This is a genomic window from Corynebacterium mendelii (assembly GCF_017307055.1).
GTDB classification, from domain to species: domain Bacteria; phylum Actinomycetota; class Actinomycetes; order Mycobacteriales; family Mycobacteriaceae; genus Corynebacterium; species Corynebacterium mendelii.
Genome location: NZ_JAFLEQ010000008.1, coordinates 444,855 through 457,478, shown reverse-complemented (window position 1 = coordinate 457,478; position 12,624 = coordinate 444,855). Strand labels below are relative to the sequence as shown.

11 protein-coding genes are annotated in these 12,624 nt (G+C 67.1%); 2 read left to right on the top strand and 9 right to left on the bottom strand.

Annotated features, from left to right (window positions below; all coding sequences use genetic code 11):
* Both JZY06_RS05285 and JZY06_RS05280 read left to right on the top strand, forming a co-directional pair.
* A partial coding sequence (locus JZY06_RS05285) for a ubiquitin family protein (RefSeq protein ID WP_207118904.1) occupies positions 1–1,025 on the top strand: 1,025 nt, incomplete at its 5' end.
* Between the two features lie 410 nt (positions 1,026–1,435).
* Positions 1,436–2,605, top strand: a complete 1,170-nt coding sequence (locus JZY06_RS05280; RefSeq protein WP_207118902.1) for a S8 family serine peptidase — start codon at positions 1,436–1,438, stop codon at positions 2,603–2,605.
* Between the two features lie 69 nt (positions 2,606–2,674).
* Here the strand turns inward: JZY06_RS05280 and eccB are convergent, their stop codons facing one another.
* The 9 genes from eccB to infA form a co-directional block, all read right to left on the bottom strand.
* Positions 2,675–4,171, bottom strand: coding sequence for a type VII secretion protein EccB (gene eccB, locus JZY06_RS12480; RefSeq protein ID WP_207118900.1), 1,497 nt, complete (start codon positions 4,169–4,171; stop codon positions 2,675–2,677).
* A gap of 363 nt (positions 4,172–4,534) precedes the next feature.
* On the bottom strand, positions 4,535–7,171 hold the full coding sequence (locus JZY06_RS05270) for a DUF6541 family protein (protein WP_207118898.1): 2,637 nt from the start codon (positions 7,169–7,171) through the stop codon (positions 4,535–4,537).
* Between the two features lie 190 nt (positions 7,172–7,361).
* Positions 7,362–8,279 carry a tRNA pseudouridine(38-40) synthase TruA gene (gene truA, locus JZY06_RS05265; protein ID WP_207118896.1) on the bottom strand — a complete coding sequence of 306 codons (918 nt, stop codon included), beginning with the start codon at positions 8,277–8,279 and terminating at the stop codon, positions 7,362–7,364.
* Positions 8,280–8,480: 201 nt separating this feature from the next.
* Positions 8,481–9,017 carry a 50S ribosomal protein L17 gene (gene rplQ, locus JZY06_RS05260; protein ID WP_207118894.1) on the bottom strand — a complete coding sequence of 179 codons (537 nt, stop codon included), beginning with the start codon at positions 9,015–9,017 and terminating at the stop codon, positions 8,481–8,483.
* Between the two features lie 84 nt (positions 9,018–9,101).
* Complete coding sequence (locus JZY06_RS05255; RefSeq protein ID WP_207118891.1) at positions 9,102–10,118, bottom strand: DNA-directed RNA polymerase subunit alpha; 1,017 nt, start codon at positions 10,116–10,118, stop codon at positions 9,102–9,104.
* 294 nt (positions 10,119–10,412) lie between these two features.
* Positions 10,413–11,018, bottom strand: a complete 606-nt coding sequence (rpsD, locus tag JZY06_RS05250) for a 30S ribosomal protein S4 (protein ID WP_207118889.1) — start codon at positions 11,016–11,018, stop codon at positions 10,413–10,415.
* A 22-nt stretch (positions 11,019–11,040) separates the two neighbouring features.
* Positions 11,041–11,445 (bottom strand): 30S ribosomal protein S11, encoded by a 405-nt coding sequence (gene rpsK, locus JZY06_RS05245; RefSeq protein WP_207118886.1) that lies wholly within the window; start codon positions 11,443–11,445, stop codon positions 11,041–11,043.
* Positions 11,446–11,448: 3 nt separating this feature from the next.
* Positions 11,449–11,817, bottom strand: coding sequence for a 30S ribosomal protein S13 (rpsM, locus tag JZY06_RS05240; RefSeq protein ID WP_207118884.1), 369 nt, complete (start codon positions 11,815–11,817; stop codon positions 11,449–11,451).
* A gap of 421 nt (positions 11,818–12,238) precedes the next feature.
* Positions 12,239–12,460, bottom strand: a complete 222-nt coding sequence (gene infA, locus JZY06_RS05235) for a translation initiation factor IF-1 (protein WP_207118881.1) — start codon at positions 12,458–12,460, stop codon at positions 12,239–12,241.
* Positions 12,461–12,624 lie beyond the last annotated feature (164 nt).

Sequence of the window (12,624 nt, the reverse complement as noted above, 5' to 3'; positions counted from 1 at the left end):
ACGGGTTGGCGGCGGTGGCTGCCGCCGTCGGTATCGCCGGCTCGGCGGCGCTGCTGAACAGGTTCGCCACCGATCTTCCGGCAGTGGTGAGCTGGGTATTCGCCGCTGCCGCCGCGGTGGTGGCCGCCGGGATCATCGACCGCAGCACCCGGCTTGCATCCGCCGACACTGTCGCCGGGGTGTCGGTGGCCACCCTTGCCGCCGCCGGTTTTTCAGCCGCCGCCGGATACACCGCCTTGGGTCCCCACACCGCCGGGCGGGCCGGGTTGTCGCTGCTGTTGACCGCGGCGGCCGGCCTGGTCGGGGTGCTGGCGTCGGTGGCGGTGGCCCGGGTGCCGCCGGCGGTGATCACCGCCATCACCACCGTCGGGTGTCTGGGCTGTCTGACCGCCGTTTTCGGCACGGTCGCCACCACCCCGCAGCAGTTTCTGGCGGGTACGACCGCCGTGGCGTTGATCACCGTGGTGCTCAGCCCCACGGTGTGCGTGCATCTGGCCGGGCTGGGTGTTCCGGCGCTGGCCCCTGCCGGGGAACAGATGCCCGATCCCCCAACCGCCGGGGACGGCACGGAAACTAAAGCGGAAACCGCGGTGGGATTTTTAACGGGCATCACCGCCGGGGCCGCCGCGGCCGGCGCCCCGGCGATCGCCTTCGTCGGCTGGCACGGCGGCCCGGTGGCCGCCGCCTTGTGCATTGCCGTGGCCGGCGGCCTGGCGCTGCACACCGACCGCCTGCGGACGGCGGCCGGCCGCTGGGCGCTGCATGTGTGGACCCTGTCCGCGGTCGCCGGGCTGATCGGCAACACCCTGGTCAACGGCCACGAGCACCTCTGGGTGCTGGCGGCTGGTGTGGCGGCGACCGCGATTGTCTATTCCGCCTGCGCCTGGGCGCCGTATGTCCGCGAACTCTCCCCGCCGATGATCCGCCACCTGGAGCGCCTGGAGGTGGTGTGCATCGCCGTGGCCATTCCCCTGGCGGCCCATCTTTCCGGACTGTTCACCGCCATCAGAGGAGTGGCGCTGTGACCCCGCGCCGCGGTGTCGGCGCACAGCTGTCCCGGACGGTGGCCTCACTGGGGCTGACGGCGGCGCTGGCAACCGGCACGGCACCGCCGGTTGACGCGCAGCTGCCGCTACCGCCCGGCCGGCCGGCACTCCTGCCGCGGGTGCGGCTGCACCCGCCGCCACTGCCCCGGCGTCACCGGCTGCCCATACCGCCGCCGTCCGCCCCGCCACAGCAGCCGCCCCCACCGGCACCGTCCCCGCCGCCACCCGCACCGCCGCCACCGGACCCCGCGCCGACACCGGCGGTACCCCGGCGGCCGCCCGCACCACCACCGCCGGCCCCGCCGGTGCAGGATCCCGCCCCGGCGGCACCGGCTGCTCCGGATGCCCCCGCCGAGGAGTCTCCCGCGCTGACGGTTCCCACCGGGTGCGTGCCCGTCGTCGACGCCGACGACATGCACCGGGCGGCGGCCATCGCCCGCAACCGTTCCCTGGAGGCCACCCACCGGCTGGCCACCGGTGAAGGGGTCACGGTGGCAGTCATTGACACCGGGGTGTCGCCGCACGACAATCTTCCCGCCCTCACCGGCGGCGGGGATTTCATCGACGGCGACACCATCGACGGCGGCCTGTTCGACTGTGATGCCCACGGCACCATCGTGGCGGGCATTATCGCCGCCGGCACAGGGGATGCCACCGCGCTGACCGCCGACGGGGATCCGGGCATGGTTCCCACCGGTGTCGCGCCGCGGGCACACCTTGTCACCATCCGGCAGACCAGTGCCGCGGTGACCACCCCCGCCGGGCGGGCGGGCTCGTTGGCGACGCTGGCCGAAGCCATCGGGCGGGCGCTGGACCAGGGGGCGCAGGTGATCAATATTTCGGTGGTCTCCTGCGTCAAACCGTCGGTGGCCGCCCGTGTCGACACCGCCCCCATCGAGGAGGTCCTGGCGCGGGCGGAAGCGCAGGGAACGGTGGTGGTGTCCGCCTCAGGCAACAAAGGCGGTGCCTGTGAAGCCGATTCGGTGGTCTACCCGGCGGTCGGACCCACCGTGTTGTCGGTGACCGCGGTCGATGCGGCCGGGGAACCGGCCGATTTCGCTGTCGCCGCCACCGATCCGGCGGTCGCCGGGCCGGGCTGGGTGCCGGTGGGACTGTCCACCGCCGGGGACGGGCTGATTCTGGGAACCGGGGATCCCGACACCCCCACCCCGCTGGTGGGCACCAGTTTCGCCGCCCCATGGGTGGCGGGGGTGGCGGCGCTGCTCAAGCAGCGTTTCCCGCTGGACAGCCCGCAGCAGATCCGGGACCGGATAGTCGCCTCCACCGACCCGGTCACCGGGGCGGTCGATCCTTACCGGGCGATCACGTTTCTGCGCGACGACGACGACCATCCCCGTCCCGCCCGCACCGTGCAGGTCGCCGCACCCGGCCCGCCGGATACCACCGGCAGGCGGCGCGCGTCGGTGACCGCGGCGACCCTCGCCGCCACCGTGACCGCGGCGGTCCTCGCTTTTCTGCTGCGCCCCGGCCTGCGGCCGACCATCCCGCCGGTGGCGCGCCTGCGCCGCAGGCGACGCGGCACCCGCGCCGGTGCCTAGCGGTGTTTTTTCTTCCGCGGCGGGCGGTGCTTTGTGTCTCCTCCCGCCGCCGGGGCCGGCCCGGCCGGTCTAGTCGCCGTCCTCCGGGCGCCGTGCCCGGTAGAAACCGTATTCGGGTTCCAGGGCGCGTTGTTTGGTCAGTGGCTGGCCTTCCGGAAGCAGACGGATCACCGGCCAGGGTGCCCGGGCCGGCTGGTCGACACCGATCACCGCCAGGGTGGCGGCATCAGGGACCCGGTGGCGCGCCCCGTAGGGGGTGATCACCCACCAGCCGCTGCCGGTGTCAACGGACACGGATCCGGCTGTCGGGGAGATGTAGCGGGTGGCTGCAAGCTCACCGGGAAGTTCCACCCCGGTGGGCGGGACGGCCGGGCCCGCGGAGACTTCCCCTTTGTCGCCGGTGACGCAAATCCGCAGGGTCGCCGGGTCAATGATGTCGACGGTGTCGGCGGGCAGGCGGATATCGACAGCCGCATCCGGCAGCGCCCTGATGTAGGCGTCGGGAACCTGCTGTTTTTTCACCCCGGCGCCGGTGTAGATATCCGCCTGCAACCGGGTCAGCCGACTCAATCCCCCGGGTGTTTTCAGCCACAGGCCCCCGGTGGGCGACACCAGTACCCGGGCGTCGGGCTGCAGTGCCATCGGCGGGGCTTCCCCGACGGCGTTGAGGACCGCGGCCGGGGCATGCCAGCGCGGGGTCAGCGGGGTAATCGACAGCTCCCGGCGGACCACCTGCCCGAAAGGAGTCTCGGCATCGGGCATCCGCTGCCTTTTCCCGGCGGTGACCAGCCAGTCCGCCCCGGCGCTGCGGGCGACCAGGGCTGTGCCTTCCGGCAGAACCGGTGGAAGATCCTCGGCGCGGACGGTGATTTCCTCTTTCCCGGCCACCGCGGCCCGGTCGGCGGGCCCCTGCTCGCCGCGGGCCATCCCGGGATCAACCGCATGCCCGGTGCGGCCCGCCGCCGACCCGGCGGCGGCCGACGGCCGGGCGGACGGGCCGCCTGCCGGGCGGGGGCCGTCCGGGTGCGCCGCCGGGGATTTTTTGAGTCCGATCCGCTCCAGGAGGGTGGGCTGGTCCACCGGGTCGGCAACGGTGAGGGTTCCGGCCGCGGTGTGGCACACCGACCAGCCGATACCGGCCGGTGTGGTGCCGTCGATCAGATCGGGTGCGCCGGGAATACCCACCGGGATGCCCTGGCTGATCCGCCCCAGCGCCCGGCTGCCGATGGGGGCGGCATCATCGGCCTGCCCGGTGATCAGCCTGGCCGAGGTCAAATTCGCGGTGGGATGGTACACCCCGTCGATCAGCGTCAGGTAGCGGCCAGCTTCGGTGCGCACGATAGCGGCGTCACCGGGATCCGGGTCGGGGGAAAACACGGCCATCGCCCCGGCGCCCAGACACCCCAGGACCACGGCGACCAGCCCGAAAGACAGTCCCCGCGAGCGGGAGGACAACGGATCATGGACCATGCGGATATCGCCGAACACCAGGCCGTGGCAGACCCGCCGCATCAAAAAGGCATGCCCTGTGACCTGTGCTTTGGTGGTAACAAGCGGTGGACGCACCGGAAAATCAACCCCCCGGAAAAAATGTGTGCAGCTGGTGTGTCCCCTTGACTTCCCCGTCGCCTGCGGCCCCTCCCCCGGGCCGGGCACTGTGGTTGGTGCCAAGAAGACAGCGCCGTGGACGACCAATCCGCCGGTCTGTTTCCACACCCCCGGATCATCCACGAACGCGCCCCCAGATTACCTGTGCTTGTGGTGCGCGGGGCACAGCCCGCCCCGAAAAGGTGGGGAAGTGTGGAAAAAGCCCGTGCCGGCCCCGGCCCGGCTGTGGGGACCCTGTGGCGGGGATCGCCGCCTACAGCCCGGATACGGGAAGGCGGGTATCCGGGCAGGTGCCCCACCCGGGAGCCGGGTGGGGTCTTGTCAGGTGTTGTCCGGTTTCGGCGGCCACAGGGATTCGGCGATTTTGCGGGCTTCGTCCTCGGCCTGGGAGTGGAACTGTTCGGCCGGCCCCATCAGGGGCTGTGTCGGCCGGTGGTAGTAGGGCTTTTTCGCATCCGCCACCCCGTCGGCGACCCCCGCCTGCCCGCGGGTGACCAGCGGCGGCAGCGGTTCCGGCGAGTTGCCGGGGGCGCGCATCCGGTCCAGTTCCTCGTCGGTGAACGCGGCATTGACGGCGAAAATGGTGACCTGCATGTCGCGGTAGACCGGGGTCACCCCGGCGGTGTCCCACAGATTCGACGACAGGTCCGGGTTGGTTTTCTGGAATTCCCAGAAACTCGGCGGGGAGACGTAGATGAATGTCGCGCCGAGAGTTTCCGCGGAAATATCGGCCGGGTTTTTCATCTCCGGATGATCGAGGTTTCCCTCGCCGAGCCGGTTGGAATACCAGAACAGGTTGTGGGTGGCGCTCAGATAGGGCGGATCGGGCCACAGGTAGTGGCGGAACAGGCTGGGCAGCCCGTTGTAGGCGTACATCCACCCGGAGCCGTCAGCCGGATCGCTGACAATGATGCCGTCGTAGGCTTTCGGCTGGCGGGCCAGCCAGTCCCAGGCTTTCTCATCGGTGTGATCGACCATCCGCCCGTTGCGGTCGGCCATCAGCGCGAACCCGGAGACCCGGGCAATCGAAGCCGGCACCCGGTCGGCGATCACCCAGCCGGCCAGCAGCGCGGCGACAACCGCCAGTGTGCCGGTGGTGTAGACGTATTTTTTCAGCCATCCGCCGCACAGCAGCCTCAGCCCGGCGGCCAGGGCAATGCCGCTGGCGGCGACAGTCAGCAAAGCCACCGGCATGATCAGCCGGTGCGGGGTGTTGTAGTGCAGGCTGCCGACAGTGGCCAGAAGCGACTGCCACGGCTGGTCGAAGGGTTTGATCGCGTTGACGGTGATCGCCAGCGACAGCCCGTAAAACAGCGGCCCCCACACATTGCCCCGCCACAGCAGCACAATCACCCCGCCAATCAGCCCCGAATACAGAATCCACGGGTTGGGGCCGAAGAATTCGGCGTGCCGGGTCACCAGCTGGTAGGCCATCTGCCAGGACTCGGCGCGGGTGACGTTTTCGGTGGCGTCGAACGATTCCACTTCCCCGGTCTGGTTCATTCCGGCGATGATCTGCGGCAGCACCAGCAGGGTGCCCACCAGGCCGGTCACCGCCAGAAGCGCAAGGTCTTGCAGGCGGATTGTGATCCCCCCGGCAACACCGGTGGTTTTTTTCGACGGAATGATCACCAGGCGGGTCAGCCACCACAGCAACAGCGGAAGCACAATGACGGTGGCCGCCGACGGGTGGGTTGCCACCGCCCCGGCGAACGCCCAGGCCCCGGCCCACATCCGCACCGGTTGGGCGGGAACGGACATGATCAGCGCCACCACTATGCCGCACATGCTGATCGCCGCGAGATACGGCCAGGCGCCGACATACATGCCCACCCAGTACAGCACCGGCGGGACGGCGACGAGAATGCCCGCGAAACCGGCGGCCATCTGGGCGCACAGCCCCCGGTTGCCGACCAGCCGCCACGCCAGAAGGGCCGCGGCCAGGGGAAGCAGCAGCGCCGGAAGAAGGATGCCCGACAGGTTCACCGCCTGCACCGGGGTGATGTGGGCGATTTTCGCGGCCATCGCGGTGCCGGCATGCCAGCCGGAGGGGTAGAACATCGCCCGCTGGTCCTCAATGTGCATCAGTTTGCCCATCTCGGTGGCGGAGGCGATACCGGAGTCGAGAATGTAGCGCACCTCGTTGGCGTGCCACTGCACATCCCACCCCTGGTAGATATTGTTCATCCCGCCGCGGGCGTGCTGCAGCACATCCAGGGCGCGGGAGGCAATCAGCCAGATACCGACCAGCACCCCGGCCCCGGGCAGCAGCCACACCGGGTCGAGCACCGAGCCGTCGATGAGACCGGCGAGGGGGGAACGGGTCTGCCTGTCGTGTGTGCTGTCGGCCGGGCCACCGGCCACGACTTCTGTCTTCGCCACCGGATCGGACTGGCCGGCATCCGCCGGTTCAACCACCACAGACACCCGGGACGCCGCAGCGGGTGCGGCAGCAGGCTTTCCGGCATCTGCTGTTTCAGGCGTGCCGTCGGCGCGGTTGTCCGCTGCCCCACCACCGGCCGGCTTTCCGGCAACACCAGTGGGGGCGGCAGCATCGTCGCCGCTGTCGGCTTCATCAGGATCAGTGCCCTTGTCCGGTTCAGCAGCCTTATCCGGGCCATCGGTTTTCTCCGGCCCATCGCCCTCATCTGGCCCGGCCGGATCATCATCCTCGGTTTCTTTTTGTTTGCGGCGGCGCTTAGACCAGCGGGACACGGCGATAACAAGCAGCCGCCACATGATCCCGATGATGGTGGCGGCGAGACAGAACAACGCCACATTGGTGATGGTGAACGGGCGGCCGATTTCGGCCAAAGCCCATCCGGCGATCCCGTACAGGCCGAAGCTGACGGGAATCGAGGCGGCCATCGCCCACGGCAGTTTCAGCCCGGACAGCCAGGACAGCACAAGTCCCGGTCCGATAAAGACCGCGATGACGATGATGCTTGCGTGGTACACGGCGGAAAAGTTGGTCCTCGTTTTTGTGCAGTAAAAAAGGCGTGTCACAAGGATGCATCTGCGCACCCAACGCCCCCGAATTCTAGCCCACGGGGCAGCCGGATAAGCTCAAGCGCGCGGGGTGGATCCAAGGCTGCGGAAAAACCGTGCCGCGAACCGGTGTGCACCCCGGGGCGATGGTGCCCCGGGGTCAGTAAAAGGGGTTGGTGTCCGGGCAGCCTTTGCCCGCCGCCCGGTGTTCTTCCCCGGGAAGCACCCTGATGCCGCGGGTTTCATCGGCCCGCTGCGCCAGTTGACTGTCCGCCGGATAGTCCACACCGACCAGGGTCAGCCCGGCTGCCGGGGCCACCGGAACCAGTGGGGACCGGCTGCGTTCATCCAGCAGTCCGGCCATGAAATCGATGGCGCGGCGGCCCTGCCCGACTGCCAGGCTGGCACCGACCAGGCTCCTGACCATCGACCAGGTGAAGGCATCCGCGCTCACGTATGCCTGATAGGTCTGGGGTTGCTCTGCGGTGGAGACATCCACCCAGTCGAAACGCTGCAGGTCCCGTACGGTGGTCGCCCCGGGACGGTATTTGGAAAAGGCCGCGAAATCGTGCAGCCCCACCAGTGGTGCCACCGCCCGGACCATGCGGTCGAGATCAACCGGTTTCGGCCAGGCGGCGGTATCGATGCGCCGGGTGGGCAGCACTCCGCCCGGGTTGGTTGTCACCCGGTAGATGTAGTGGCGGCGCAGGGCGGAAAAACGGGCGTCGAAGCCCTCCGGTGCGAACGCCACATCACGGATTTGGATATCGTCCGGCACCAGACGGCTCAACCGCCGCACCAGATTCGCCGGATCCCCGCCAATGGAGCGTTCGCCGAGCACCTCCCGCGGCACATCGGCGTGGGCGACCTGCCCGGTGGCGTGCACCCCGGCGTCGGTGCGCCCGGCCACAGTCAGCGGACAGGGGCGGCGGAACACAAGCTCGAGGGCCTGCTCGATGGTCGCCTGGACGGTGCGCACGCCGTCTTGCCCCAGCTGTTTGGCCCACCCGTTGAACGCGGTGCCGTCGTAGGCGACGGTGAATCGGAGACGGACACAATCTTTCGCTGGGTTAGCCACGGGCGAATAGTCTACCGGGGCCGGAAAAACGACGGTCCCGCACGGTGCCGGCACCGCCGGCTGCCACCACGGGTGGTTGATTGTGGCGCCGCGGAAAAAACGACTGACCCCGCGTCCCTGTCTGTGACAGGATCGCGGGGTCAGGCGTGTTGTACCGGGCCGATCCACCGGCCGGAAGACGGCCGGTGGATGGGGGACGACTTACTTGTCGTCTTTGTCTGCGGTATCAGCTTTGTCGGCGTCGGCGTCGGCATCAGCGTCGGTTGCGGTGGTCTTGTCCACCGGTGCTTCCTCAGCTTCGTCGGCCTTGTCCTCGTCCTTGGCCTGGTCGGCTTTCTGCTGGGCGGCGACACGCTGTGCGCGCGCGTCCGCATCCGGCAGGGCGTCGAAGACGAAGGAAATCTGGGACATGGGGGCGTTGTCGCCCTTGCGGTTTTCCAGCTTGATGATGCGGGTGTAGCCGCCGGGACGTCCCTCAAAGCGCGGGGCGAGTTCCTCGAAGAGGTAGTTCACCACGTTCTTGTTCGGGATGAGCTTCAGCACGTTGCGGCGGTCGGCCAGGGTGCCGGAGATCGCCTTGGTGATGATTTTTTCGACATAGGGGCGAAGCAGCTTCGCCTTGGTGTCGGTGGTTTTGATGGCTTCGTGCTCGATCAGCTGGGCCGCGAGATTCGACAGAATCTTCCGCTGGTGGGAGGCCGAGCCGCCGAGACGTTGGCCCTTCTTGGGCTTGGGCATGTGAGTACTCCTCGTAAAATCTGTGTCGTCTTGGGGGCCATGCGGACCCGACCGGCGTGGCCGGACGGATCCTCGCGTGGCTTCCTACTCGGTGTCGTCGGCGTCGTTGTCGATGTAGCCGCCGGTTTCGGCGTCGTAACCCTCGATGGTGGTGGGATCGAAATCCTCCGGGGCATCTTTGAGGGTCAGGTCCAGGCCGGCGAGCTTGATTTTCACTTCGTTGATGGATTTCTGCCCGAAGTTGCGGATATCCATCAGGTCGGATTCGTTGCACTCGGCAAGCTGACCGACGGTGTGGATGTCCTGCCGCTTCAGGCAGTTGTAGGAGCGGACCGAAAAGTCCAGTTCCTCGATCGGCATGGAGTATGCGGCCATGTGCTCGGACTCCTGGCCGGAGGGTCCAACCTCAATGCCTTCGGCACTGGTGTTGAGTTCCCGGGCCAGACCAAACAGCTCCACCAGGGTTTTACCGGCGGAGGCAACCGCATCACGGGCGCTGATCGAGTTTTTGGTTTCCACGTCGATGATCAGCTTGTCGAAGTCGGTGCGCTGCTGCACACGGGTGGCTTCAACTTTATAGCTGACTTTCAGCACCGGGGAGTAAATCTGGTCGACCGGGATACGGCCGATTTCCCCGGTGTCGCCCGCCATGGTGGCGGGAACGTAGCCGCGGCCACGTTCAACGACGAGTTCAATCTCGAGTTTGCCGGTCTCGTTGAGCGTCGCGATGTGCAGGTCGGGGTTGTGGATTTCCACTCCCGCCGGAGCCTGGATGTCGGCGCCGGTGACTTCCCCGGCGCCTTGTTTGCTCAGGTACATCACGACCGGCTCGTCGGAGTCGCTGGACAGCACCAGTCCCTTGATGTTCAAGATGATGTCGGAGACATCTTCTTTCACGCCGGGGATGGTGGTGAACTCGTGCAGCACACCATCGATTTTGACCGAGGTCACGGCGGCGCCCGGAATGGACGACAGCAGGGTGCGGCGCAGCGAGTTGCCGAGCGTGTAGCCGAATCCCGGCTCGAGCGGCGCAAAAATGAACCGTGAGCGGGAAGCGTCGATGGGCTCCTCTGTCAGCGAGGGGCGAATCGAGATGAGCATGTGAACTTCTCCTTGCAGTGTGGCGCCCGCTATATGACGCCAGGTAACGGAAAATCAGTGGCCGTTGAAAGCCCCGCGCGGGGCGCGGGACCACCGGTGGCCGTTCCGGTGCTTCCCGCCGGCGGTGGTTGGCTCAGCCGGTTTTTTTCAAAAACCGGGCGGCCGCGCAGCCGCACTGTGGCGGGAAGGGAAATGAAAGTTATCGACAACAGCCCTGCCGGTGTGCTGCCGGCGGCGCGGGAGGAAAAGATCCAACCGGATGCGCCACCGGATATCCACCGGGGCGGGAGCCGTTTACTTCGAGTAGAACTCGACGATCAGCTGTTCCTGCAGCGGGACGTCGATCTGGGCGCGCTCGGGCCGCTGGTGCACGAGGATGCGCAGGGTGTCGGGAACGATCTGCAGCCATGCCGGGGTGGTGGCATCGGCAATGAGTTCCTGGGCTTCTTCGAACCAGATCATCTTGCGGCTGCGCTCACGGACATCGATGATGTCGTGTTTCTGAATCTGGTAGGAGGGAATCGTCACGCGCTGGCCGTTGACGGTGAAGTGACCGTGGCTGACCAGCTGGCGGGCCTGCCGGCGGGTGCGGGTAAGACCTGCGCGGTAGATGACGTTGTCCAGGCGGGACTCGAGCAGGACGAGCAGGTTGTCACCGGTTTTGCCGGGAAGTCGGTTGGCTTCGGCGTAGTAGCGGCGGAACTGCTTTTCCATGACACCGTAGTTGAAACGGGCCTTCTGCTTTTCCTGCAGCTGGAGCAGGTACTCGGATTCCTTGATGCGGGCGCGGCCTGCCTGTCCCGGGGGGTAGGGGCGACGCTCGAAGGCGGTGTCCCCTCCCACGAGGTCGACGCGGAGGCGGCGGGATTTACGGGTTGCGGGTCCGGTGTAACGGGCCATATCTGTCTAGACTTCCTTTCCCTTAGACGCGGCGACGCTTCGGCGGGCGGCAGCCGTTGTGGGGCTGCGGCGTCACGTCGACGATCTTGTCGACCTCAAGGCCTGCGGCCGAGAGGGAGCGGATGGCGGTTTCGCGGCCCGAACCGGGGCCTTTGACGTAAACGTCAACCTTCTTCATGCCGTGGTCCATGGCTTTGCGTGCAGCGTTTTCGGCTGCCATCTGGGCGGCAAACGGGGTGGACTTGCGGGAGCCCTTGAACCCGACGTGCCCGGACGATGCCCAGGAGATCACGGCACCGGAGGGATCGGTGATCGAGACAATCGTGTTGTTGAAGGTGGACTTGATGTATGCGGCGCCGTGGGCCACATTTTTCTTGACGACGCGGCGCCCTGTGCGGCGCGCGCCGGAACGGCTCTTCGGAGGCATAGGTTACTTCTTCTTTCCGGCGATCGTTTTCTTCGGACCTTTGCGCGTACGCGCGTTTGTCTTGGTGCGCTGTCCGCGGACGGGAAGACCGCGGCGGTGGCGCAGACCCTGGTAGCAGCCGATCTCGATCTTGCGGCGGATATCGGCCTGCACCTGGCGGCGGAGGTCACCCTCGACCTTCCAGGTGGCTTCAATCACGTCACGAAGAGCGGCGATCTGCTCATCGGTCAGGTTGTCGGTACGCAGATCCGGGGAGACGCCGGTCTCCTCCAGAAGTTGCTTGGCTCGGGCGGGCCCGATGCCGTAAATGTAGGTGAGAGCGACTTCCATGCGCTTGTTGCGCGGGAGGTCAACTCCAGCAAGGCGTGCCATATGGCATTGTCCTTCCGGTTGTTGCGGTGGTTTTCTCCCCACCCGTCCCCGTCAAAAGCCCGCTTTGCCCGGTCGGATGCCGGACGGTGGGGGCCAGTTACACGGGGCTTCGGCCACCGATTGCCGAAGGTGAAAAATCTCGGCACGTGCCGCACGGATACCCGGGTTGGAGGAAGGCTGGATGCCTTCCGCCGAAAACCCGTGGGATGGTCCGTGTCTTTGGGCGCGTTGCTCTTTTTCCAAAGCAGATCGGATGCGTGGTGCGAGAAACTCTGCGTCAGCCGGGTGAACCGGCCGCTGAAAGCGGCCACCTTCTCTCCGGTGCTGACGACGTTTGCGTGTCTGTCGCCTTTTGGTGTCCACGTATCCCGCGCGCCACGTAACGTGCACGTGCCGGGGGTTGAGGAGGCTTGATGTTTTTTTACTTGTGGCGGTAGGTGATGCGTCCGCGGGTCAGGTCGTAGGGACTTAAAGCCACCACGACGCGATCCTCGGGGAGGATACGGATGTAGTGCTGGCGCATCTTGCCGCTGATGTGCGCAAGAACTTTGTGCCCGTTGTCGAGCTCGACACGGAACATCGCGTTGGGCAGGGACTCGACGACGCGGCCCTCTACCTCGATTGCGCCTTCCTTCTTTGCCATGTACTCCACATTTCCCGGCGAAATTTTCCGGTCGGTAAAAACCGTCTATCGCCTGGTAGATTGCATACTGAACTACCGCTGCAAGCGGCGCGGCGCGCACTGGTTGTGCACACCGTCGGTCAACTATACCCACAAGCTGGCAAAAGAGCAATTTCCCCGCCCCG